Annotated in this window: 21 protein-coding genes; 9 read left to right on the top strand and 12 right to left on the bottom strand. The window is 64.1% G+C overall.

All coding sequences use genetic code 11. The features are described from left to right. Positions 1-20: 20 nt before the first annotated feature. The 4 genes from ABY44_RS21200 to ABY44_RS21215 all read right to left on the bottom strand — a co-directional run bounded on the left by ABY44_RS21200 (position 21) and on the right by ABY44_RS21215 (position 5,403). Positions 21-608 carry a hydrolase gene (locus tag ABY44_RS21200; RefSeq protein ID WP_027792763.1) on the bottom strand — a complete coding sequence of 196 codons (588 nt, stop codon included), beginning with the start codon at positions 606-608 and terminating at the stop codon, positions 21-23. 9 nt (positions 609-617) lie between these two features. Further along, positions 618-2,111 (bottom strand): MFS transporter, encoded by a 1,494-nt coding sequence (locus ABY44_RS21205; RefSeq protein WP_060174417.1) that lies wholly within the window; start codon positions 2,109-2,111, stop codon positions 618-620. Positions 2,112-2,752: 641 nt separating this feature from the next. Beyond that, positions 2,753-3,844: a triacylglycerol lipase gene (locus ABY44_RS21210; RefSeq protein ID WP_060174418.1), complete on the bottom strand. Its 1,092-nt coding sequence runs from the start codon at positions 3,842-3,844 to the stop codon at positions 2,753-2,755. A 605-nt stretch (positions 3,845-4,449) separates the two neighbouring features. Then, complete coding sequence (locus ABY44_RS21215) at positions 4,450-5,403, bottom strand: LysR substrate-binding domain-containing protein (RefSeq protein ID WP_060174419.1); 954 nt, start codon at positions 5,401-5,403, stop codon at positions 4,450-4,452. 166 nt (positions 5,404-5,569) lie between these two features. Between ABY44_RS21215 and ABY44_RS21220 the strand changes: the two genes are divergently transcribed. The 6 genes from ABY44_RS21220 (at position 5,570) to ABY44_RS21245 (ending at position 10,026) form a co-directional block, all read left to right on the top strand. Then, positions 5,570-6,112 carry a hypothetical protein gene (locus ABY44_RS21220; RefSeq protein ID WP_060174420.1) on the top strand — a complete coding sequence of 181 codons (543 nt, stop codon included), beginning with the start codon at positions 5,570-5,572 and terminating at the stop codon, positions 6,110-6,112. Positions 6,113-6,119: 7 nt separating this feature from the next. Then, positions 6,120-6,446, top strand: a complete 327-nt coding sequence (locus ABY44_RS21225; RefSeq protein ID WP_027792768.1) for a hypothetical protein — start codon at positions 6,120-6,122, stop codon at positions 6,444-6,446. A 29-nt stretch (positions 6,447-6,475) separates the two neighbouring features. Beyond that, positions 6,476-7,321, top strand: a complete 846-nt coding sequence (locus ABY44_RS21230) for an MBL fold metallo-hydrolase (protein ID WP_060174421.1) — start codon at positions 6,476-6,478, stop codon at positions 7,319-7,321. A gap of 341 nt (positions 7,322-7,662) precedes the next feature. Continuing rightward, the gene (locus ABY44_RS21235) at positions 7,663-8,409 is read left to right on the top strand and encodes an SDR family oxidoreductase (RefSeq protein ID WP_060174517.1); all 747 of its coding nucleotides are present in this window, start codon (positions 7,663-7,665) and stop codon (positions 8,407-8,409) included. 134 nt (positions 8,410-8,543) lie between these two features. Continuing rightward, positions 8,544-9,416: a DJ-1/PfpI family protein gene (locus ABY44_RS21240; RefSeq protein ID WP_374702471.1), complete on the top strand. Its 873-nt coding sequence runs from the start codon at positions 8,544-8,546 to the stop codon at positions 9,414-9,416. 124 nt (positions 9,417-9,540) lie between these two features. Then, positions 9,541-10,026, top strand: a complete 486-nt coding sequence (locus ABY44_RS21245; RefSeq protein WP_060174423.1) for a YybH family protein — start codon at positions 9,541-9,543, stop codon at positions 10,024-10,026. A 92-nt stretch (positions 10,027-10,118) separates the two neighbouring features. Here the strand turns inward: ABY44_RS21245 and ABY44_RS21250 are convergent, their stop codons facing one another. Beyond that, positions 10,119-11,066 (bottom strand): GlxA family transcriptional regulator, encoded by a 948-nt coding sequence (locus tag ABY44_RS21250; protein ID WP_027792773.1) that lies wholly within the window; start codon positions 11,064-11,066, stop codon positions 10,119-10,121. 272 nt (positions 11,067-11,338) lie between these two features. Here ABY44_RS21250 and ABY44_RS21255 point away from each other — a divergent pair, with 272 nt between their 5' ends. Beyond that, positions 11,339-12,244 carry a helix-turn-helix domain-containing protein gene (locus tag ABY44_RS21255; protein WP_060174424.1) on the top strand — a complete coding sequence of 302 codons (906 nt, stop codon included), beginning with the start codon at positions 11,339-11,341 and terminating at the stop codon, positions 12,242-12,244. A gap of 14 nt (positions 12,245-12,258) precedes the next feature. On the opposite strand, the gene ABY44_RS21260 is transcribed toward ABY44_RS21255, so the two are convergent. Next, complete coding sequence (locus ABY44_RS21260; protein ID WP_027792775.1) at positions 12,259-12,573, bottom strand: hypothetical protein; 315 nt, start codon at positions 12,571-12,573, stop codon at positions 12,259-12,261. A 202-nt stretch (positions 12,574-12,775) separates the two neighbouring features. Here ABY44_RS21260 and ABY44_RS21265 point away from each other — a divergent pair, with 202 nt between their 5' ends. Then, positions 12,776-12,991 carry a hypothetical protein gene (locus ABY44_RS21265; RefSeq protein ID WP_060174518.1) on the top strand — a complete coding sequence of 72 codons (216 nt, stop codon included), beginning with the start codon at positions 12,776-12,778 and terminating at the stop codon, positions 12,989-12,991. Positions 12,992-13,172: 181 nt separating this feature from the next. Here the strand turns inward: ABY44_RS21265 and ABY44_RS21270 are convergent, their stop codons facing one another. Both ABY44_RS21270 and ABY44_RS21275 read right to left on the bottom strand, forming a co-directional pair. After that, positions 13,173-13,772 carry a DJ-1/PfpI family protein gene (locus ABY44_RS21270; RefSeq protein ID WP_060174425.1) on the bottom strand — a complete coding sequence of 200 codons (600 nt, stop codon included), beginning with the start codon at positions 13,770-13,772 and terminating at the stop codon, positions 13,173-13,175. 157 nt (positions 13,773-13,929) lie between these two features. Continuing rightward, positions 13,930-15,381, bottom strand: coding sequence for a DEAD/DEAH box helicase (locus tag ABY44_RS21275; RefSeq protein WP_431641839.1), 1,452 nt, complete (start codon positions 15,379-15,381; stop codon positions 13,930-13,932). Between the two features lie 413 nt (positions 15,382-15,794). Between ABY44_RS21275 and ABY44_RS21280 the strand changes: the two genes are divergently transcribed. Then, positions 15,795-16,529 carry an ABC transporter substrate-binding protein gene (locus tag ABY44_RS21280; RefSeq protein WP_060174427.1) on the top strand — a complete coding sequence of 245 codons (735 nt, stop codon included), beginning with the start codon at positions 15,795-15,797 and terminating at the stop codon, positions 16,527-16,529. 94 nt (positions 16,530-16,623) lie between these two features. Here the strand turns inward: ABY44_RS21280 and ABY44_RS21285 are convergent, their stop codons facing one another. The 4 genes from ABY44_RS21285 to ABY44_RS21300 all read right to left on the bottom strand — a co-directional run bounded on the left by ABY44_RS21285 (position 16,624) and on the right by ABY44_RS21300 (position 22,541). Continuing rightward, positions 16,624-19,341 (bottom strand): TonB-dependent receptor domain-containing protein, encoded by a 2,718-nt coding sequence (locus ABY44_RS21285; RefSeq protein ID WP_060174428.1) that lies wholly within the window; start codon positions 19,339-19,341, stop codon positions 16,624-16,626. Between the two features lie 362 nt (positions 19,342-19,703). After that, the gene (locus tag ABY44_RS21290; protein ID WP_431641845.1) at positions 19,704-21,062 is read right to left on the bottom strand and encodes an MFS transporter; all 1,359 of its coding nucleotides are present in this window, start codon (positions 21,060-21,062) and stop codon (positions 19,704-19,706) included. Then, entirely contained in the window at positions 21,055-21,765 is a 711-nt protein-coding gene (locus ABY44_RS21295; protein WP_048027334.1) for a hypothetical protein, read from the bottom strand. Before ABY44_RS21295 ends, ABY44_RS21290 begins: the two co-directional genes overlap by 8 nt. Before the next feature lie 2 nt (positions 21,766-21,767). Then, positions 21,768-22,541, bottom strand: coding sequence for a 2OG-Fe(II) oxygenase (locus tag ABY44_RS21300; protein ID WP_230948779.1), 774 nt, complete (start codon positions 22,539-22,541; stop codon positions 21,768-21,770). Positions 22,542-22,585: the final 44 nt, after the last annotated feature.

Genomic DNA, 22,585 nt, shown 5'->3' on the forward strand with positions numbered 1-22,585 from the left:
CGCCGAACACACCGCTTCGTTCAGCGCGAATACGCCTGCTTCAGTGCCGCCTCCACGTCGGCCGTCGCGGCGACCTGCCCGAGCTTCGGGAAGATCTGCGTCAGCGCGAAGGTCTGCGCGTCGGTGGACGACGTGCTGACCGCGTCGCTGACGACGACGACGTTGTAGTTGTTCTCGTATGCCTGGCGCGCCGTCGATTCGACGCCGATGTTGGTCGCGATCCCGGTCAGCACGATGTCCGTGATGCCGCGCCGGCGCAGCTGCACGTCGAGGTCGGTGCCGGTGAACGCGCCCCACTGGTGCTTCGTCACGACGATGTCGGACGGCCCGACGCCGAGCGCCGGCGCAAACGCGCTCCATTCGGGGTCGAGATTCGGCGGCGCCGACGGCGCATCCGTCCTGACCTTCAGCGCGACGCCGCCGTCCGGCTGGTAGCTCGTGTGCACGTAGATCACGGGAAGCTTCAACGCGCGGAACGCGGTCGCGAGCTCGACCGTCTTCGCCACGACCTGCGCGCCGGTGTAGGGCACGACCGGCAGCGACACGATGCCGTTCTGCAGATCGATGGCGACCAGGGCGACCGTGCGATTGAGCGTCGGAGTGGACATGTCAAAACCTCACTTCTGTTGGGGGATGGAAGAAGCGGCGGTATCCAGGTGCCGGCTCGACGCTGCGTTGAGCAGCAGCAGCACGCTGATGACCGCCAGGACGATGGCCAGCTCGCGCAGGCCGCGATCGCTCGCCGGATGGCCGAGCGCCAGCCCGACGAGCGCAAACGACAGGCTGCCGCCGACATACTGCGCAGTGCGGTACAGCCCCGAAGCCGTGCCGATCCGGTCGTGCGGCGCGCTCTGGTAGAGCGCGGCCTGGTTGCCGAGATTGTTGAAACCGTTCGGCACGCCGAACACGATAGATAGCAGTACGATCGACCAGACCGGCATCGCGCTGGTAAGCAGGCTCATCACGACGCTGCCGACGCACAGCATCGCGGAACCGATGATCAGCACCGGCCGCGAGCCGTGACGGTGTGCGAGGCGGGTCGCGAGCATCGTCGCCACGGTGCCGATCCCGGCGACCGGCAGCATCACGAGGCCGGCATCGGCGGCGGACAGATGCTTGGCCTCCTGCAGCCACATCGGCAGCGCATAGAAGATCGCGTAGAACACCGCGTAGGTGCCGACGCAACGCAGGTACGTACTCGTGAGCGCACGGTTGTCGCCGAGCATGCGGATGTCGATCAGCGGCGTCGCGGCCCGCCGCTCGTGCCCGACCAGCACCGGGCACAGCACCAGCGTCGCGACGAGCAGCAGCCAGTCGGGATCGTGCGTGACCGATTGCAGGAACAGCAGCAGGCTCGCGAGCGTCAGGACGAACAGCACGACGCCCGGCAGGTCCAGCTCCTTCAGCGTGCCCCGCAGCGTGCGGCGTTGCTGCGCGCCGCGCGGGACGACGTCGGCCGGAATCCACAACCATGCCAGCGCGAACGCCAGCAGCACGATCGGCACGTTGATCCAGAAGATCGCACGCCAGCCGGCGAACTGCACGAGCGCGCCGCCGAGCGGCGGCCCGAACGCGACGGCCACCTGTGCCGCAACCGAGATCGCGCCGAGTCCGCCCGTCGGCGTCGCGCCGTTCGCGTGCCGCTGCGACCACATGCGGATCATCGCCATGCCGGCCGGATACGCGGCCGACGTGCCGATGCCGAGCGCGACGCGCGACGCGATCAGCCACCCGAGCGACGGCGCGAACGGCGCGAGCGCGGATGCGATCAATACGATCGCGAGGCCGATGCAGAAGATCCGCTTCGCGCCGAACCGGTCGGCGAGCCGCCCCATCGTCGGCTGGCCGACGGCCGTCGCGAGATAAAGGCCCGACACGAGCCACATGGTGTCGATGCGTTCCTGCCCGTGCGGGTTGAACGCCTGCTGGATGCTGACGAGCGCGACCGCGATCATCGACGAGTTCAGCGCGTTGAGCAGCGTGCCGAGCACGATGGGGCCCACCAGCCTGGCCGGCAGGCGCGGGCCCGCCGCACGCGCATTGCCGCCTGCCGGCGTGACACCGGAAGGCGGGGCTGGCACTTTGGCAGGTCGATCGCGGTTCGTTGTCATGGCATCGTCACAGGGTGGTTTCGCATCGCTCGATCAAATTCGAACGTGCGTTCACCTTACCGTTACGATTGCCGTGAATGAAATGGATTGTTGCGATGCACACATTCGTCGCTTGAATGCAGATCGCGAATCTGACGATCGAGCGCGTCCCCTGCGAGCCGGGAATGAAATCGTCAAACGCCCGGCATTCCTTGCTGGACGGTCATACTCCCGGATCGCGATGAATTTTTTAGATGGAGTACGAAGCGATTTTCTCCGTGCACTCCCTGCGGATGACGATCGTTTTATGCGGCAGCGCAACGGGAATCCAGAGCGGTGGCTCTAGACCGGCACCGCACTCGCGAGTGCGGGGTAATCGACGTCGTTGCGCCCTGCGCCCGCACGATGAGATCCTGACGCGTTCGAGACTGACGCGACCGCATGGCCGATTGCCGTCACGACAGCGCGCCGGCGCCTCCGGAACGGTTCCTCGATGAAGCGCGTATCGACCGCGCCGAAGCACCGACAGGCCACGCCCTGGTGACCGTTATCGACGACGCGCTAAAGAAACCACTCGATGCACGACGATCCGCTCGATCACGGCAGGCGCGACGCCGGACATGCCGGCGTCGCGCGATGCCGCGCTTGCTCCCTGTCATCGATTACACGCCTTGATTCTTCAAGCGGTTCGCGTGCGTGCGGATTACCGCAACCGGATCCTCCACATTCGCGCCGAGCACGCCGAGGATCTGGTTGATCGCATCGGTGTGATTCCAGTGATACGTGCCGAGCACCTGGCCAAACCGCGCGCTGCATTGTGACACGACGCCGTCGTTCGGACCGGCGCTGCGATTGATCATCACCGTGCCGCTGCCGAGGAGTGCCAGCGTCGACGGATCGAGCGCGTTCGCCGGATCGATGGCCCCGCTCACGCTCGTATCGACGGCCCCAGTCACGCCGGCCACCGTCGCTGTCGGCTGGATCGCGGTGCCGCCCCACGAATAAAGCAGGTGCGTATTGCCGCCGACAGTCTCGGTCGACGCGCCGGTTTGACACGAGCCCGGCGCACCGAGCCCTGCGCTCGGGAATTTCTGGTTGTATGCGGCGGCCTTTGCCGTCGTCAGCACCGACAACGCCTGAATCGCATTCTGGTTCGTATTGAAGTTGCTGCTCGTCAACGTGCCGAGCGCATTCGCGAATGCGCCGAGCACGGTCGACGACAGGCCGGTCGGGTCCGTCTGCAACAGTTGCTGGACGAAGTCCGCGAATTGCGAGCCCCAGTGCGGCGTACTGATCGTCGTCACCGATGCGACCAGTTCCGGCGCAACGGACGCAACATAACGCGATGTCAGGCCGCCCTGGCTATGGCCGATCAGATTCACTTTCTGCGCGCCCGTCGCCGCGAGCACCTGCTTCACGAACGCAAGCAATTGCTCGCCACGCCCGTTCGGGCCATCGTCGCTCTGGAAGCCGGACAGATTGGCAACGTATACCGCCGCGCCGTGCGCCTGCAGGTCCTCCGGAATGCGATACCAGTACTCGACGACGCCACCGTACTTGTCGGTGCCGGTCAGCCCGTGCACGAGAATGATCGGGTACCGGGTCGCCGCATAGTCGTCAACGGCGGTCGTCGCGGCGGTAGCAGCCTGCGCGCCGGCCAGCGACAGAATGGTTCCGACACTCGCGGCCGAGGCCGCGTTCATTGCGATTGCCACCACGGTCGCCACTGCTTTCGCTCGTATCGATCTGCTCATCTTTCTCTCCATTTTTTACGTGCATATCAGTTGCTCGAGGATGAGGATGCGGAAATCGCTGATGCAGCGACGCTTCCGGCACTGAAGCGTCGCCCGCGCGCGGGATGTCGGCCGTACCGACTCGACGGCTTGGCGCGACGGTTTGGCCCGACGTGCTCCGACGCCGGAAAACGAATAAAAACGAACACAAACGAACGTTTTCGCACCAGCACGCGAAGTGAATCACGTTCAACAACGCTGTGCAGGCAGTTAGACAGGGCCCTCCAGTCAGTTGACAACGGGTGCATCAACCGCTAAATCCACCGATCTTCCTCGACGTCTTGTGATCCCGCCGTGACGGCTTTGCACCGGCACGTCGCCCACCCGACGTGCCTTATCGAGTTGCCGTCATGGAGCAATGGTCATCGAGGATGCAAAGGAGACCAAACGATCATGTGGAAGAACCCGCATTGCGCGGGTGGAACCGGTTTTCAGTGTCGGCAGCACGGTTGGTCTTGGGGCTTTGCAGGCCAGTCGGATGGGCGCATACGCCCGACTGACGGGCGCATTCGGCAGGCGGTGTCTCGCAGAACGAGCGCACCCGATCGCGGCCTGCGTGCGGCGAATCAACGTGGAGAGGAAGCGCCGCGCTGACGTCTGCTTCGTGGTGTGCGTCGCGCGCTGCCGTACGGTGCCAGGCCCGGGGCGTCATTCAGCATCCACGTCGCGAAAGCCTGCAACGGCCCCTGGGCCAGTTCGATCGGTTCGGGCAGGACGAGGCAGAAGTTTTTCGTGACGGACCTGCCCGCCGGCCAGGGTGCGACCAGCCGCCCCTGCTCGAGCTCCGCGTCGACGTAAAGACGCGGCACCAGCGCGACACCCAGGCCCGCGAGCGCCGCTTCGATCAGCATCGAATGGAGATCGTAGCGCGCGCCAACCGCCGAATTGCCCAGCACGATGCCGGACTCCTGCGCATAGGCTTGCCACGCGTCCGGGTTCTGCCGCCGGTGAAGGCGTGGCAGTGCATCCAGCGACGGGTTCGCCCCGGTGCCCGCCAGCAACGCCGGACTGCACACGGGCACCAGCACTTCCTCCAGCAGCGGATGCAGATGCATCCCCGCCCATGCCGGATGCTCGAAATGGATGGCGGCATCGAAACCGCTCCCGGCCAGCAGGAACGGTTCCATGCGCTCGGCGATATGCACCGTGACGTTCGGATGCCGGTCCTGAAAGTGTTTCAGCCGGGGGATCAGCCAGCGCGTGGCGAAGGTCGGAATGGCGGCGATATCGATGCTCGCGCCTTCGACGGGCTGCCCCATCAGGTACAGGCTGTCCCGTTCCAGCCGGTCCAGAATCTCGCGAACCTGCACCGCGTACCGCGCACCGTTCGGTGCCAGCCGTACCCGGTTGCCGATCCGCTCGAACAGCGTGACACCCAGGAACGCCTCCAGCCGGGCGATCTGACGGCTGACGGCGCCCTCGGTTCGCGCGAGTTCATCAGCGGCTCGGGCAAAGCTGCCGTGTCGGGCCGCGGCTTCGAACGCCTGCAGCGCGGAATTGCTCGGGATCTTGCGGGGCATGCGTGGCTCGCCGGTCAGGGTGGGTTCGACGTCAGCTTGATCAAATATCACTGAAGGCTGACTTTATTTCGTTTTATGGGCTGCAAATGCGAGCTTAGCATTACGTTACCGCACTGACCATCAAGCGCTCGCTGACGGAAGTGCACCCTGTTCAAAGGACGATCCGATGATCTACACCGTGGAATGCAGCTTCGCCGACGTCGACAGCGAAGCCGAATGGAACGACTTCTACAGCCTTGAAAAGCTGCCTGCCCTGATCTCGGTGACGGGGTTTCACACGTCGCAGCGGTTCAAGGCGATCGGCAGCGGTTGCCCCGTCTATCTGGCGATTCACACGATCGACGGTCTCGATGTCCTGACCGGCGACGAATATCGCCGGAAAGGCGGCGGCAATTTTGCGAAGTGGCAGCAGCACATCACCGACTGGCATCGCAATCTCTATGGCGCTATCGGATTGGCCCCGGCGGTGGAGGAAAGCGAATACCTCGCGCTGTGCGCCGGCGGCCCTGATCCGCTGATCCGGTTGGGCCTCGACCCGCTGGCCATGCAAGCGGTCGCGCTGGAGCAGTTTCCGGCACGACGCTGGCTCGCCGTCGTGCCGCGCAACAGCACGCTGCTTGTCGACGAACGCGCGGAAGGCGTTCACCTTTACGCGCCGATGACGGAGCAACTGACGAGCGCACGCGCCCTTTCAACCGCCCAGGAGTAAGCCCACGATGCCGAACGTCACTTTCTCGATCGATGCACAGCGGATGCCCGCTGACGAAAATCTTGCCGAGCTGTCGCGCGACTGCGTCGAGCTCTGTACGCATGTGCTCGGCGCAGAACTCAAGAACGTCCACATCATTTTTCAGCCGGTTCTGCACGGGCACGGGCATCCTGTCTACGCGGACATTCGGTATCGCGCCGGGGCGCCCCGCACGTCGGCGGTCATGGACCGGTTCATGGAAGCGCTGGATCGTGCGATCGTTCAGCGCACCGGCCTCACCGCGCGCATCCGGTGTTTTGGTTACACCGCGTCGAACATTCACGCCCGCAACTAGCCCACCATTCGCCGATCCGGAGAAGCACGATGGCCACGCTTACCTTTCCCGGCCAGCAAGTCGGGGATTTCACGATTACCGCCATCAGCGATGGCTACCTCACCGCGAGTCTCGACTTTCTGTCGAATATCGATCCGGCCGACGCGTCGAACATGCAACGTGACGCCGGACAGAAAGAGCCAGAAGCCGTACACATCAATTGCTACGTCGTACGCGGCGCGGGCCGCACCGTGCTCATCGATGCCGGGGCGGGCGGGTTCAGGCAATGGGGCGGCCAACTCAAGACGAACCTGGCGCTGGCCGGTATCGAGCCCGCCGCGATCGACACCATCCTGCTGACCCACGCGCATCCCGATCATGTCGGGGGGCTCGTGAACGGTGCCGGAGAGATCGCGTTCCCGAATGCGGAACTGGTCGTGCATCGACGCGAGGTCGGGTTCTGGCAGGACGACGCGAATCTGAGTCGCGCCAGCGAACGCGCACGCGGAAATTTCCTGGTGGCGCGTCGCGTATTCGATGCTTATGGCGACCGGCTTCGTCTTTTCGACAGCGGACAAGTGCTCCCCGGCATCGACGCACTGCCGATACCGGGGCACACCGATGGACACACCGGATATGTGCTCGAATCCCGCGATCAGGGGCTTCTTGTGTGGGGAGACGTGGTTCATTTCCCGCATATCCAGATTCAGCGACCGGAGGTGTCGATTGCCTTCGATCACGATGCGTCGTTGGCCGCCGCTACGCGGTCACGGCTTCTGGATCAGGTCAGTTCGGAGGGGCTGTTGATCGCCGGCATGCATCTGGGGGAACGCGGGTTCGCACGCATCGAGCGAACGAATGGGGGATACCGTTTGCGTTATGAGCGCGAGGAATGAAGCAGACGGCCTCCAGATACCGGCCACTCGTTGCGATCGCGCGGACATCCGCATCGCGACCGCTGCGCGTCCGACCTTCGCGCACGCCTGCTTCACATGTCACTCGCCGCCAGCGAGACCACACATGAAGCGTGCGAACGGGCATTGCCCCCGCCAAACGCCGAGCCGCGTTATCCCCCCCGTTTGAACCGAGTGGCGCTTTTTGAGGGTTATACGACCTTTGCGCCATACGCCTCGCGTTCCATACTGCACGTGGAAGATCGAGCCGGAAAAGGCACACAAACGCAATTGCGTTTGAAGCCTTCGGCCCGATCAATCACGACGTAAAAATGGAGCAGAAGATGAGGCTTAAAGACAAGTCAGCATTAATCACCGGTGGTACCAGCGGCATCGGCCTCGCAACCGCGAAGCTGTTCATTGCGGAAGGCGCCCGCGTAGCGGTGACGGGCCGCGACGAGACGGTGTTCGAGCGCGTGAAGGCCGAGCTTGGCGAGCATGCGCTCGTTCTCAAGGGCGACGTCCGTTCGCTCGACGACATGCGGGCGATTGCCGCCGAGGTCAAGGAGACGTTCGGCGGCCTGGATGTCGTATTCGCGAACGCGGGCTGGGCGTTCCCGTCCGCGGTCAACGACATCGACGACGCGCTCTATGGCGAGATCATGGACATCAACGTCAAGGGCGTGGTGTTCACGCTTCAGGCGGTGCTGCCGGACCTGCGGCCAGGCGCCTCGTTCATTCTCAATACATCGTTCGTCGCGCAGACCGGCAAGCACGGCATCTCGTTGACCGCGGCAGCGAAAGCCGCCGTGCGATCGCTCGCCCGCAGCTGGTCCTACGAGTTTCTCGACCGCAAGATCCGCTTCAACGCGATCGCGCCCGGTGTGATCGACACGCCGCTGCTCACCAAGTGGGGCATGCCCGAAGAATGGGTTCGCGACCGCAAGGCCGAATTCGCCGAATCCATTCCGGTGGGCCGCATGGGCAACGCCACGGACATCGCGTACGCGGCGCTCTATCTCGCCAGCGACGAATCGTCGTATGTCGTCGGCACCGAACTGGTCGTCGATGGCGGCGCGTCGCAGCTTTAAGCCTGCGGCGCGCGATGCCTGAGCCCTGCAAATCATGCGGGCTCATCCCCATCCCGATCTCACGTCCGCCACGCCGTTCGTCGCGGCGGCCATTCAATCCGGCCCAATCTGGTTGCGCTCGCAGAGGGGCCGAAGTGCAAGGAGAAACGATCTTGACCGACCGTAGCGAAGACAATGCTTCCGGAACACCGCTCACGAGAGCGGGCCGTTCGCGCCGCGATGCCCTCAAGCTGGGGGGCGCCGCCACCCTCGGCGCCATCCTGGGCGGCAGCGCGTTGCTCGCGCACACCACCCCTGCTCTTGCGCAGGCCGGCAGCAAGGGCGAACTTGCTCCGAATGAACCGCTCAACATCCTGATCGTCAATTACGACGGCGGGACGCTGCTCGACTTCGCCGGCCCCAGCGAGATCTTCCATCGGCTGCCGAATACGAACGTTCGCTACGCGAGCCTCGATGGCGGCAACGTGACGCTCGAATTCGGCGTCGTGTACGGCAAGACCGAGCGGCTGGCCGACATCGACAAGACGGACGTGATTCTGGTCCCCGGCGGGTCCGATTTGACGGCGCCGATGCGACCCGCGTACCAGGCGCAGATCCGGCGCCTGGCGGAAAGCGCCAGGCACGTTACGTCGGTCTGCAACGGATCGCTCGTGCTCGCTGCAACGGGCGTGCTCAAGGGCAAGCGAAGCGCGTGCCATTGGGCCTTCGTCAACAAGCTGGCCGAATATGGCGCGATTCCCGTTCCCGACCGCTTCGTGGAAGACGACAACGGCCGGTTCATGAGCGGCGGCGGCGTGACGGCGGGCATCGACTTCGCGCTTCGCGTGGCGGAGAAGCTGCGCGGCCGACAGGCGGCCGAATTCACGCAACTCGTGATCGAATACGATCCCGCGCCGCCGTTCCACTCCGGCCATCCGAGGGACGCGCGGCCGGAAGTCGTCGCAATGGTCGACAAGGAATTGCCCGGCGCCTCCAGGGGGCTCGCACGCATTCCTGGCGTTCGGTGAAACATGGCTAGGCAATGCGCGCGGGCCGTTTGCAGGCCTCGATGATCGCCGGCTCCGACATTGCCTGCCCGCCCTGACAATTTTCGCAGTCCTCTCAATTCGAGCTATAACCGGAAATCACCCGATGCAACAGAATCGTACTTTCGCTACCGCACTTGCAGCAGCCTGCGTCACCTTTTTCGCGTTTGCAACGCCGGCATCTGCCGGTGGTTCGCAACATCCGCCCGAAGCGGCCATCAAAGCCGAGAATGCACGATGGGCGGATGCCTTCGCGCGAGGAGACTACGAATCAATCGGTCGCCTCTATACCCGCGACGGCACACTCTTGCCGCCCGGCGGCGACAAGGTAACGGGGGGCCGCGCGATCACCGAATACCTCACCAAAGGGTATGGCGGATCGAAGCCTGTCACCGTATCGTTCAGCAACTACGAGTTCTACGGCAACGACCGGGTCGTGACCGAGGTTTCGGATACGGAGATCCATGACCACGACGGAAAGCTCAAATACCGCGGCAAGCAGACGCTCATCTTCCTGAAGCAGGGCGGCGCGTGGAAGCTGCATCGCGACATGTGGAACGATTACGGTCCGCTGCCGACGAATGACCATTGAGCATCCGGCGAAACGGATCATGACCTGCCCGCAGCACGACTAATCCGTTAGACGGACATTCATGGGCAGTGCGCTGATCGGCTGGCAGCCGATCAGCGCGCGCCGTTCGATCGGCTCTCGCGTCGAATCGCTTGCGGCGGGTGCCCATGCAGTTTGATGAAGGCCCTGCGCATCCGCTCCGGATCGGTGAACCCCACCGCCAGCGCAATCTGTTCGATCGGTTCGCTACCACTCTGCAGGCGCAGCCGCGCCGCCTCGACTCGCAGGCGCTCGACCGCCTTCGCAGGTGTTTCACCGGTTTCCCGGCGAAATGCGCGTCCGAACTGCCGCACACTCAATCGTGCGGCATCGGCGAGCCGTTCGACGGGCAACGCTTCGGCCAGGTGCTCCCGGGCAAAATTCAGCGCGATGCGGATCCGGTCCGATTCCGGCTCCATCTGCGACATCGCCGAGAATTGGGACTGGCCGCCCGGTCGGCGATACGGAACGACCAGATACCTGGAGACAGCGCGCGCAATCTCCGCACCCATATCCCGTTCAATCATGCCGAGCGCCAGGTCGATTCCGGAGGCGATGCCCGCCGACGTCCAGATGCGGCCCTCCTCGATATAGATACTGTCGCCTTCGACCCGGGTGCGCGGGAAGCGCGACTGCAACTGAGCCGCGTACAGCCAGTGCGTCGTGGCTCTCACGCCGTCCAGCAAGCCGGTTTCCGCCAGCAGAAACGCCCCCGTACACACGCTTGCCACCCGCGAGGCCCGGGCGCCGAGTTTCCTGGCAGCGGCGATGTTCTCCGGAGCCCGCATCGGCTCGATCTCCCCGCCCACGAAAATGACGGTGTCGAACGTGCGCCGTCCGATCGGCCGCGTTTCGATCGAAACGCCCGTATTGCCGGGAACCGGGCCGCCGGACTGCGAGATGACCTGGAGGTCGTACGGCGTGTGGCCCGCCACGGTGGCCACCTGATTGAAGGCCGACAGCGGCCCACCCAGATCGAGCACATCGTAGCCACGGCAAACGAAGAATCCGATTCGATGCATGACGAAGTCGTTAACTGAAAACCCGGAAAGTCGCATTTTATCCGGAACCCTCAAATAACGACATTCCGCCTGAAACGAGGGAAAAACGTCCTTTACGCGCTGATCGATTGTCCGTATGTCCAATCGCCGACATCGGCTCGGCCGGGACAGGAGCGCGGCCCACGTCACGCCGTATTCACGCTCCGCCACTACATCGGCGACACACGACGCACGCCAGCCAAATTTTGCTTTGATATACTTCGCCGCCCCATTCTTCACGTTCCCGCGGACTTATGACTGCCGCACAGTCGGACAACGCATCATCTGATTTCATGCCGGCCGACCTCAGGCAAAGCGTCGTCACGCAGACGTTGCCGCACTCACAGGTCAGCATCAGTCGGCTGAAGACATCTCGCAGGGATATCGGCCGAACCGCGCCATACGAACTTGAAGACGCCGATCTCGTCGTGTTGCAATTGCGCGCGTTCGGCGAACAGGAATTGTGGCTTGACGGACGTGTCGCTCGTTTCGTCCCTTATCAAGCAGGAACCGTCACGATCCATGACCTCGATCGCAGATGGGTTTCCGACCTGAAGGGAACGTTCGACTGCATCCATTTTCACCTCCCCCGCCGAACGCTGGAGGAGACAGTCGATGAACTCGGGGGCAGGCAGCGGCCACAGCTTTACCTGCCGCCGCATTTGAGCAAGGTGGACCCGATCATTCATCGCCTGGGCCAGGCCCTGCTCCCCGCTTTGGCGCAGCCCGGGCATGCCTCCCGGCTCTTCGTCGACCACGTCGCGCTCGCCTTTCAGACGCATGTCGCGCGCCAGTACGGCGGCGTCAGCGAGCGGCGGGAGAAGTCGACGGGCAAGCTCACGGCGTGGCAGGAGCGAATGGCGAAAGGATTTCTTCTCGAGCACCTGACCGGGAACGTCTCGATTGCCGATGTCGCAAAAGCGTGCGGCCTGTCTCGCGGCTACTTTGTCAAAGCCTTTCATCAGACGACCGGGTTGCCGCCCCATCGCTGGCTGATCAATCAGCGCATCGAGCGCGCAATCACGTACATGCGCACGTCATCCATGCCGCTGCACATGATCTCGGATATCTGCGGCTTCGCGGATCAGAGCCACTTCACCAGAACATTTACGCGCGTCACCGGCGTGTCACCGCGTCGTTGGCGCGCGGACAACATCTGAGGCCTCCGCGATACTCATCGCATCCCCGCCCGGGCATCCTGCCCGGCACGCACGCTGCCCGTTCGGGCAAAATCGGAAACCTTCAGCGAAACCGTATCGGCTTTCGCATTCGAGCGCGTCTTCCGGGCGACTGCCAGGATCGAGGCCAGATGCTCGTAAAAGCATTCGAGCTGTCGCGCATCGGATGCCAGTCGCTCGAGGTCGCATGCCTTCTCGAGAATCAACCGGGAAACATGAAAGCGCTGAAGCCCGCGGCCGACCCGAGCCTGAAACACGACGCCATCGCTGCTATGCGGTACCCCCGCCCACACAAGCGAACTGCGGTCCATGAAGCCTCCGAACATTCTTAATCGTCACATCAATATGCCAGCCATCGACGACGCTGCATATTTGTATTTCAAAATTGTGGCGCGCCGCACATCGGCATGTTCGCGTCATCCGGATATTGCGCTGCAGCAAAAGTGCCCGTAGACTGGGTTCGCGCATCCGATGTAGTTGCCCTGTAGTCGCCCCATGACGGGAGAGCACGCCATGACGACTTTTTCATCAGCACTGAATCAGGCACCCCCTGCCCTCCACGTGTTCCAGCAGGACGGTGGCTGGCACTGGGGTATCACCGTCCCTCGTCCGACGGGGTCCGGCTTCAAACTGATCGCATTCAGCCACCACATCTTTTCCACTAAAGACACGGCCCAGCACGACGGCGCTCGAGCGTTGGCGTCCATCGTCGCGAATGACGTGCATTGAACCTCGCGGATCGGGCCCCCCATCACGCTTCCCGATTCGGTGGTATCCGACATCCGCAAGCAGGGGAAAACGAAAATCACGGCTGCCGCCGGCAAGGCGATTGCGAACCGAGGGCGCCGAAGAAGCCGCCATCGCGAACACCGCATGACCCGCGATGAACGCAGTGCGATTTTTTATCGCACTACGGCAGATAAGGCGTGATGTTCGTCAGCGCACGGGAAACGTACTCATCCTTCTCCCCGACCGGCGCAACGTAATGAAGTGCACTGCGCGCGGCTTCCTCGCCCTCGAGGCGCGCGATGATCCATGCGGCCAGGTATTGCGAAGCAAAACAGCCGCCTGCCGTTGCGACGTTACCTCGAGCGAAGAACGGCTGATTGAGGACTTCGACGCCTGCCTCGACTACCCACGGTTTGGTCGTGAGGTCCGTACAGGCCGGGACGTTGTCGAGGAAGCCGAGCTTGGCCAGAACCAGCGTGCCCGAACACTGGGCACCGATCAGTTGCCGGGCAGGATCGAGTTTCAACTGCTCCATCAGCGTTGCGTCGTTGACGACATCCCGGGTTCGAATGCCGCTCCCGACGATGACGGCATCCGCCGTGCATGCGTCGGCCAATGTCGACTGCGCCTGTACGGTCACCCCGTTCATCGATGTGACGAAATGCTCCGGGCATGAAAGCGTGACCCGCCAGTCGGGCTTCTTGATGCGATTGAGCACGCCCAGTGCGATGAGGGAATCGAGTTCGTTGAAGCCCTGAAAGGTCAGAATGGCGATGTGCATGGGGTGCCCGTGTCCGAAGTCCGTCGATGCATATTGCCAGATCGCCGACGCGAATGGCCTGGCGTTACGCCGGATTCATCCCGTCGATGCAACCTCCTTGAAGCTGCCGGCGGGCCGCCAGCCATATTCAACGACCGGCGTGACTCGTCCCGACACGTCAAGGCTGCCGCTTGCCACGGCCACCGGCGGGTTTGCCGGCCGGCTTGCGCGATCCCGCAGCCGGCTTGCCCGCCGGTTTGCCGCGCGGTTTCTGCACGCTGAACGGGCTGCCGATCGTGTAATCCGGTTCGTTACCGGCCGGCTTTGCGTGCGCCGCCGCAGGCTTGTGCCTGCTTTCTCCACCTTGCGCTTGCGGGCGCGGCTTTTTACCGGGCACCTGTCTGGCAGCGGGCACCGCTTGCTGCACTTTCGGCTTCTTCGGCTTTTTGGGTTTCTTGATGATCTGACCCGTCGCGCTGGTTTCCGGCACGCGGTGTTCGGCCTCGAAACCCGGCTCTTCTTCACGGCGCAGCGTTTGCCGGATCAGCGCTTCGATCGCGGCCAGTTGCGGCGCTTCGTCGGCACACACCAGGGACACCGCGACGCCGCTGGCGCCCGCGCGCCCGGTACGGCCGATCCGGTGCACATAGTCTTGCGCGACGATCGGCAGATCGACGTTGATCACCAGCGGCAGATCGTCGATATCGAGCCCGCGCGCCGCCACGTCGGTGGCGACCAGCATCTGGACTTCGCCCGTCTTGAAGCGCTCCAGCGCGCGCAAGCGCGCGGGTTGCGGCTTGTCGCCGTGGATGGTGTCGACCGCATAACCGGCTTCGTCCAGCATGGCCGCCAGGTAATCCACGCCGTTGCGCGTCTTGACGAACACCAGCGCATGCTCCCACTTGTTCTCGGCCACGAGGTGCATGAAGAGGTCGGGCTTGTTCCGCTTGTCCACCGGCACCACCCACTGCTTGATCTTGCTGGCCGTGGCGTTGGGCGGGCTGACGCTGATGTTGACCGGGCCGCGCAGAATGCTCGCCGCCATCGTGCGGATCTCGTCGCTAAACGTGGCCGAGAACAGCAGCGTCTGGCGTTGGGCGGGCAACGCGGCAAAAACGGCGTTCAGTTCGCGCGCGAAGCCGAGATCCAGCATGCGGTCGGCTTCGTCCAGCACCAGCGTGTGCACCTGATCGAACTGCACCGCGTTCTGGCGATTCAGATCCAGCAATCGGCCCGGTGTGGCCACGAGCACATCCACGCCCTTGCGCAACTTCATCATCTGCGGGTTGATGCTCACGCCGCCGTAAGCGGCCAGGAATCGCAGGTCGAGGCCCTTGCCGTAAGCGATGAAGCTTTGCAGCACCTGTTCGGCCAGTTCTCGCGTGGGCACCAGCACCAGGACGCGCGCGCGGTTGCTGGACACCGCCGGGCCGTGCTGCACCAGCCGCTGCAACAGCGGCAGCGCGAAACCCGCCGTCTTGCCGGTGCCGGTCTGGGCCCCGGCCATCACGTCCTTGCCGCCGAGCACGGCAGGAATCGCCTTGGCCTGCACCGGCGTAGGAGCCTGGTAATTGAGGTCCTGCAGGTTACGCAGCAAGGGATCGATCAGGCCGAGCGAGGCAAAAGACATGGACGTATTCCGGGCTAAAACCGCAATTCTAGCGGTTGCCGGACGGATCAAGGCCCGCCGCGCCCGGCCGGAAGCCCGCGACGTGGAACGGCACGGCAAACCGGAAGCCGCCACGGGCGTAAAGCAAAAAGCGCTTCCAGCCCCTTTTCCACTTCAAAAGCGCGCTCGCCGCCGGTCGGTCATTTGCCTTTCCATGGCTTCATGGCCCACGGTCAGGCTGCGCCGTGACGGAAAGGCTGATGTATCGCCTCTCTCCGGGTCGGCGACGAACGCTGGCTCGCGACGCTCGATGCTGCCCCGTCACGAAAGCCGGGTGATAAGCTCGATGCCGGCGCGCTGTCGTGCTTCGACTCGCATCGACACACCCATCGACACGCCCGGAACCCTGACCCCACGACCGCAACGAGCCACCCATGCCTCTCGCCCCCTCCGTCCTCTCCGCGTTCACGCCTACCGGCAAGCTGCGCGCGTCGATCAATCTCGGCAACCCGATCCTCGCGAACCGCGACCCGGAAACCGGCGAACCGTTCGGCGTGTCGATCGACCTCGCGCGCGCGTTCGCCGAACGCCTGTCGGCCGAGCTGGAACTCGTGGTGTTCGACACCGCGGCCAAATCGGTGCAGGCGCTGACCGACGAGCGTGCCGATTTCGGTTTCTTCGCGGTCGACCCGCTGCGCGGCGAAACGATCGCGTTCACGGCGCCGTACGTGCTGATCGAGGGGTTCTATCTCGTGCGCGACGCGTCGCCGATCCGCACGAACGCGGACGTCGACCAACCGCACAACCGCGTGACCGTCGGCAAGGGCAGCGCGTACGACCTGTTCCTCACACGCGAGCTGAAGGCCGCGCAGATCGTGCGTGCACCGTCGTCGCAAGCCGTCGTGCAGACCTTCGTCGACCAACAGCTGGAAGTCGCGGCGGGCGTGAAGCAGCAGCTCGAGACCGACGCGGCGAAAACGCCCGGCCTGCGCCTGCTCGACGAACGGTTCATGGTGATCCGGCAGGCAATGGGCGTGCCGAAGAGTCGCGGCGAATCCGCCGCGGCGGCGCTGAATGCGTTCGTCGAGGAAATGAAGGCGTCGGGCTTCGTCGCGGATGCGCTGCGACGGCATGGCATCACCGGCGCATCCGTCGCGCCGCCGGGCTGATCGAAAGCGGCTCGGCAGCATGACCGGCGGCGGCACGCCGCCGCGCGGCGCGTGACCATCAGCGGTTGCCATTCAACGGCAAAGGCGACGGCCCTCAGAACCGGTACGTCGCCCCCACCTGCGCGAATCGCCCGACATACGTATAGAGCGACGAATCGTAGCCGGTCGGCCCCGCCATCCATACCGGATCGAACGGCGGCTTGCGATTGAAGAGGTTGTCGATCCCCGCGTACAGCGTCCAGTGCTTGAATCCCGTGTAGCCGATCATCAGGTTGAACTGGCTGTACGACGCAACGCCATCCGCCATGCCGGGGTACGTGCCCGGCGCGAGAATGGCCTGCGCGTAAGGGCCGACATAGAGCCAGCTCAGGGTCGCGTTCCACTGGTGATGGTTCCAGCTCAGGTCGGTGTTCCCTTTCCAGCGCGGCGAACTGCCGCCGAACGGCTGGTGAAGTGCGCCGTTGTTGCCGGCGTAATCCCTTTCCACGCCGCCAACCGGCATCTTGAAGTGCCACATGTACGCCCAATCGCCGGACAACGTGAAGGTACCGATTTTCGTCGCGACCGTCTGGCGGAACGTGGCCTCGAAACCGTCGGTGTCCAGCGACGACAGATTGCGATACGGCAGCGTGACATAGGCGATGCTTCCGTTGGCATTGCGAACCACCTGAGACGGATCGTTCTGATTGACCACGACCTGCACGTCGTCCGTGCCGATCACGTTGTCGATGTGAATCTTGTACCAGTCGAAACCGATATCGGTCGTACGTGTCGGCGAAAACTGGAAGCCGACGTTATAGTTCTTCGTGCGCTCGGGCTGCAGGCCGCGATTGCCCGCGCGAATTTCCTCGACGATGTTGTACGAACCCGGATTGTTCGGATCTCGCGCGTCCACCACGCCCTGCGAGCCGAACGTCCGCGACGACGTGTTCTCGATCAGCGTCGGCGCACGGAAGCCGCGATTGTACGAACCGTACAACGTGAGTTCCCGCACCGGCTGAAAACGCAGCGCGAACCGCGGCGAAAACGCGCCGCCGAAGTCGCTGTAGTGATCGTAGCGGCCCGACTGGCTGAACGTCAGCGTCTTCAGCAGCGGAATGTCGAGCTGATAGTAGACGGCCGCGACATTCCGCTCGCCGTCGACGGACTGGATCGACGGCGACGTCAGCTGGCCGCTCGCCCAGCCCGCTCCCGTGCCGATGTACTGGCTCTGATGCATGAACTGCGCGCCGAGCCCGAGGCCCACGTTGCCCGTCGGCAGCCTGAACAGGTTCGGGCTCGACAGCGTCGCATCCAGCACGTCGAGCTTCGTGATCGCCTGGTTCGACGTGCTCTGGTAAAGGCCGTTCAGTCCGTTCGGCGTCGCGGACGGGTTGGAGAAATCGAACGTGCCGTTCCGGATGATGTTCGTCAGCGCGCTGGCGCTCATCTGGTTCGAATAGTTCTGCGAGACCGTGTCCTGCGAATGCGCATACGACGCGCTCCAGTCCCAGTCGCCCGCGGACGGCACCGCGAACATTCCCTTCACGCCCGTCGCGGCGCGCCAGTAGTTCGAACTGACATGCACCGACTGCGACGCCGGAAACGCATAGCGCAACTGCGTCGGCACGCCGAACGGATTGTAGGGATTACCGGCCGGCACGACGTTCGATACCAGCGCAACGCTGCCCGTCGCCGGATCGTAGGTCTGCGTGCTGGTCGTCAGGCGGCCGACGCCCCGGTTCGCGACCGTCGTGTTGTTGCTCTCCCACAGATCGGCGAAGGCCTGCATCGCGTCGTCGATCCTGAACTCGCCATGCAGCTTCGCGCTCAGGCGCTCGGTCCACGGCGAGAGCGACGACGCGCCTGCCGTGTTGCGCTGGCAGATCGTGCCGCCTGCGCCGAACGATTGGGAATTCGCGTTGCCGGGTGCGACCTTGCCGCCAAACGCACAGGGGTCGAGCGGCACGTTGCCGTTCGCTCTCGCCCAGTACGACGTCGACTGGTTGGACAGGCCGCCGGGATAGTTCGAGAAATTCTGGTTCTCCGTCATGTTCCGGTCGGAAGCGAGCACGCCGTTGTTCTTGTAGTAGCTGAGCGCCGCCGTCACGTTGAAGCGATCCGCGTTGATGTCGCCGAAGCCGCCCAGCAAGGCGAACCGGGTCGTGCCCGCGCCGCCGCCGCCGTTCGTCGCACCGCCGTAGCTGCCGGTCAGCTCCAGGCCCCGATAGTTCTTCTTCGTGATGATGTTCACGACACCGGCGACGGCATCGGAGCCGTACTGCGACACCGCGCCCGTCTTGACGATCTCGATCCGGTCGATGATGTTGAGCGGCAGCGTGTTCAGGTCGAAGAACTGATCGGTGCCGTTGGCCGCGTACGCATACGGGGCGGCGCGCTGGCCATCGATGAGTACCAGCGTGTATTTTTCGCTCAGCCCGCGCAACGCGATCCCCGATCCGCCGACCGCGAAGTTGGCCGTCGCGGTCGAGCCGTCCCCCCAGCTGCTCGATGAATTGGCCGTCACGCTGCGCAGATAGTCCGCGACCGTCGTATGGCCGCTGTTCACGATGTCCTTCGCCGTGATCGTCTGGACCTGGTTGAAGCCGACCTTGTCCGCGCTGCGGATCAACGACCCCGTCACTTCGAAACGCTTGACCGTCAGCGCCTCGTGCGCGCCCGATGCCGGCAACGCCGGCGCCGCGGGCACGGCCACTGTCGACGTCGTCGCGTCGGGTGCCGGCTGCGACTGCGCCCATGCGGACGCTCCCGGCACCGCCGTGGACGCGCAGAACCACGCTGCGGCAATCCCCCTCACCACGCTTTGCTTCATCTTTTTTCCCGCCCACAATCGCCGGCCTGGCCGCGCGTATTCTTGAAACGGCATCTGTTTAGAGATACGAATTCATGTTCGAAATGCAGATCGTTCCGGCTCGACGAGGTGTCTGCCACGTTTCGGGCGCCGTGCCCGATTTCACGTCAGCCCGGATCGCATGGACGCCGCACGGGAATCGCCCGCGGCGTCGTGTCGACGCTGCCTGGAAAGCACGCATGCGCGAGCGCGCCCCGCGCGAGCCAGGCCGAGCGCCTGTCGGGCAAGACGACGGATGCCCGGCAACCGCCCGGGCATCCGCCTGCTATTGATGGGAACCCGTCTGCTCGACGATCCGCGAGCGATGCGTATCCGGCGGCCGGTCAGTCGATGGCCACCGCTACCGACTCGCGCGACAGCACGTGATACAGCGCGCCGGCGGCGAGGATGATGGCCGCGAGTGCCAGCATCAGCGTCTGGTAGCCATGCCGGAAATCGTCGACCTGCCGCATCAGGAAGATGGCGAACGCAATGCCGCTCGCGCCGCCCACGTTGTGCACGGTCCACGACGTGCCCATCGCCACGGCCGCCTTTTCGCGCGGCAGCGCACCCAGCGCCACCAGCGTCGAGGGCCCGAGTATCGCGCCCCAGCCGATGCCGAACAGCAGCAGCGGCACGACGAACCAGGCTGCGTCGGGCTGCCCCGCGACGATCGACAGCAGAATCGACGCGACGACGAACAGCGACAGGCCGGTCACGATCACCCGCGACGGGCCGAGCCGTTCGCTGCGGCCGCCGATCCAGGACGACGCGATGGAGAACGTGATGGTCGCCGGCAGCAGATACAGCCCGATGGTGATGTCGCTCTTGTGGAGCTGGGTCGAAAAGAAGATCGGCAGGGTGAGCAGCACGATGCAGTAGAAGAACGCGAGAAAGAACGTCGCGAGCAGCGCGGACAGGAACCTCGGTTCGCGGAAGAAATGAAACTCGACGATCGGGTCGCGCGTGCGCAACTCATGCCAGACGAACAGCGCCAGCGCGACGAGCGACACCGGCAGCAACCAGAGATTGAGCCGGCCGCCGTCGACGGACAGATAGCTGACGAGCGTGGTCAGGCCGACGACCAGCAGCAGGCACCCCGTCACGTCGATGCGCTTGCGCGCCTGCGCCTTGAACTCCGGTATCGCCCAGGCGCAGAGCGCCAGGCTGATCGCGATGAACGGAATGTTGATCAGGAACGCGTCGTGCCAGTCGAGCGCGCCGGCGAACAGGCCGCCGATGATCGGGCCGAGCGCCAGCCCGACGCCGTTGGCGCCGAACAGGATCCCCAGCGCCTTGCCCTGTTCGTTCTCGTCGAACGTATAGCTGACGATCGCGCCCGATACCGTATACAGGATCGCGCAGCCGATGCCCTGCAGGAAGCGGAACCCGACCAGCAGCCAGAACTGATGCGCGATACCCGCCAGCAACGACGCCGCGCCGAAGATCACGAGGCCGACGATCAGCAGCTTCTTGCGGCCCAGGTTGTCGGCCAGCGTCGCAACCGGCACCATGAACGCGGAAAGCGCGACCATGAAGATGGACGTGATCCACTGCGTCGTCTGGATCGGGATCGAAAAGTCGCGGCCGATCGCCGGAAGAATCGTGTTGACGACCGTGAGATCGATACATCCCAGGAAGCTCGCGATACAGATGCCGGTCAGCCCGGCGTATTTCCGAACCTTGCTCGATGAATTAGTCATGCGCCAGTGCCTCGGTTTCCTCGTCTGCGTGCGACTGCGATTTTTTCTTGAACTTGACCGCCAGCCAGTTGGCGCGGGCATCGCTCCCGTTCTGCACGAAAATCTCGCGGGTCTTGCTCATCGCGGCGGTCATCTGCTTCGGGTAGATGATGAAATCGATGCCGTCCCGCGCCCACATCGGCATGATGATCGGGCATTCCTCGAGAATGTAGAAGAGCGAGCGATAGAACGCGTCCTCGTGTTCGCGGGTGCCCTGCACGAGCCCGTTGCGCTCCGCGAACACGCCGATGGTGTCGTTGATCGCGTAACGGTATTCTGGATTCGAGTAGTACTCGTTCGTGATCAGATGGTAGTACTGCGAATAGTCGTCGCGGCGCAGCAGGTCATCCCATCGCAGGATCTCTCGCCGCATCGACAGCTTCGCGAGGGTTCCCTCGTGGTCCCGCAGCCACGCGTCGCCGCGGTCGCGGCTTTTCTGATAGTTGCTGCGCGCGGAGCCGGTCGCATAGTTGTGGCGCTGCAGCGTATCGGCCACGCCGATCACGCATTGCCCGAACCCCGCCACGTTGATCTTGTCGACGGTCGCCGCCAGCTTTTCGCCTTCGTGATATTCCTTGCCGACGCTGATCAGCAGCAGTGCCGTCTTGCCGACGTACTCGTGCGCCTGAAATTTTCCTTGTGCCTGCAATGAAACCTTGTACATGGTCAGCTCCAGTAAACTAAGGGTTCGGTAACGGATTTGATGCCGACGAAGGCACTCAACGTGACCCGGTCGGCGCCCCGGACAGGGCGAACCGCGTGGATGAAACGCGGATTCAGGAAGATCAGGTCGCCCACCTCCGGCTTGATCACCAGGTCGGGCGCACCCACCTGCTCGCGGCCGATCCCGTAGTGGCGATCGCCCTTGAGCGCTTCGTATTCGCGCGCATCGGGTGCGACGCGCCAGAGTTCCAGCTCGCCGCCGTGCGGCGGCACCTGCAGATAGATGTTGGCCGACAGCTGATACTGCAGCGCCCATCCGGTGCCCGCCGGCAGCGTCCATTCCAGGTTGTCGATGTGCGGCTCGAGATCCACGCCGGGCGTCAGGTAGCGGCACACGCCGACGAAGCACTTGCTCCCGTCCACACTCAGCAGCCGTGCCCCTTCGGGCCACGCGTCGTCGAGCAGCGTGCGGAACCGGTCGACCGGCGACGCCAGCTCGCCGAACAACGTCCGAACGCGCTCGATGTTGGCGCGCGCATGCCGGTGATACGCCTGCCGCACCTCTTCGGATCGCACCTCCGCGTACGCGATGCCGAGCCGGGTAAATTCGGCTGCGTGACCCAGCGCGCCCCGGTCGGGATGGGCGAACAGCTGCTCCTCCGCTCGCCGGACGACCGCCGGCGGCGTGAACGCACGAATGCGTATCGCGAGCGCATTGCCTCTGCACAAATCGAGAATGTGATCGGCGCACAGCGACGTTTCGTCGACGTCGATCACTGCATGGTCAACCTCTGCCGGTCGGTTCATGGCGTGATGGAATG

Source organism: Burkholderia sp. ZZQ-2 (assembly GCF_050768715.1).
GTDB lineage: Bacteria > Pseudomonadota > Gammaproteobacteria > Burkholderiales > Burkholderiaceae > Burkholderia > Burkholderia cepacia.

What these genes read in the sequence shown, in the direction of transcription:
- ABY44_RS21200 (WP_027792763.1), bottom strand. Translation starts at nt 608, where the DNA reads ATGTCCACTCCGACGCTCAATCGCACGGTCGCCCTGGTCGCCATCGAT.
- ABY44_RS21205 (WP_060174417.1), bottom strand. Translation starts at nt 2,111, where the DNA reads ATGACAACGAACCGCGATCGACCTGCCAAAGTGCCAGCCCCGCCTTCC.
- ABY44_RS21210 (WP_060174418.1), bottom strand. Translation starts at nt 3,844, where the DNA reads ATGAGCAGATCGATACGAGCGAAAGCAGTGGCGACCGTGGTGGCAATC.
- ABY44_RS21215 (WP_060174419.1), bottom strand. Translation starts at nt 5,403, where the DNA reads ATGCCCCGCAAGATCCCGAGCAATTCCGCGCTGCAGGCGTTCGAAGCC.
- ABY44_RS21220 (WP_060174420.1), top strand. Translation starts at nt 5,570, where the DNA reads ATGATCTACACCGTGGAATGCAGCTTCGCCGACGTCGACAGCGAAGCC.
- ABY44_RS21225 (WP_027792768.1), top strand. Translation starts at nt 6,120, where the DNA reads ATGCCGAACGTCACTTTCTCGATCGATGCACAGCGGATGCCCGCTGAC.
- ABY44_RS21230 (WP_060174421.1), top strand. Translation starts at nt 6,476, where the DNA reads ATGGCCACGCTTACCTTTCCCGGCCAGCAAGTCGGGGATTTCACGATT.
- ABY44_RS21235 (WP_060174517.1), top strand. Translation starts at nt 7,663, where the DNA reads ATGAGGCTTAAAGACAAGTCAGCATTAATCACCGGTGGTACCAGCGGC.
- ABY44_RS21245 (WP_060174423.1), top strand. Translation starts at nt 9,541, where the DNA reads ATGCAACAGAATCGTACTTTCGCTACCGCACTTGCAGCAGCCTGCGTC.
- ABY44_RS21250 (WP_027792773.1), bottom strand. Translation starts at nt 11,066, where the DNA reads ATGCATCGAATCGGATTCTTCGTTTGCCGTGGCTACGATGTGCTCGAT.
- ABY44_RS21255 (WP_060174424.1), top strand. Translation starts at nt 11,339, where the DNA reads ATGACTGCCGCACAGTCGGACAACGCATCATCTGATTTCATGCCGGCC.
- ABY44_RS21260 (WP_027792775.1), bottom strand. Translation starts at nt 12,573, where the DNA reads ATGGACCGCAGTTCGCTTGTGTGGGCGGGGGTACCGCATAGCAGCGAT.
- ABY44_RS21265 (WP_060174518.1), top strand. Translation starts at nt 12,776, where the DNA reads ATGACGACTTTTTCATCAGCACTGAATCAGGCACCCCCTGCCCTCCAC.
- ABY44_RS21270 (WP_060174425.1), bottom strand. Translation starts at nt 13,772, where the DNA reads ATGCACATCGCCATTCTGACCTTTCAGGGCTTCAACGAACTCGATTCC.
- ABY44_RS21275 (WP_431641839.1), bottom strand. Translation starts at nt 15,381, where the DNA reads ATGTCTTTTGCCTCGCTCGGCCTGATCGATCCCTTGCTGCGTAACCTG.
- ABY44_RS21280 (WP_060174427.1), top strand. Translation starts at nt 15,795, where the DNA reads ATGCCTCTCGCCCCCTCCGTCCTCTCCGCGTTCACGCCTACCGGCAAG.
- ABY44_RS21285 (WP_060174428.1), bottom strand. Translation starts at nt 19,341, where the DNA reads ATGAAGCAAAGCGTGGTGAGGGGGATTGCCGCAGCGTGGTTCTGCGCG.
- ABY44_RS21290 (WP_431641845.1), bottom strand. Translation starts at nt 21,062, where the DNA reads ATGACTAATTCATCGAGCAAGGTTCGGAAATACGCCGGGCTGACCGGC.
- ABY44_RS21295 (WP_048027334.1), bottom strand. Translation starts at nt 21,765, where the DNA reads ATGTACAAGGTTTCATTGCAGGCACAAGGAAAATTTCAGGCGCACGAG.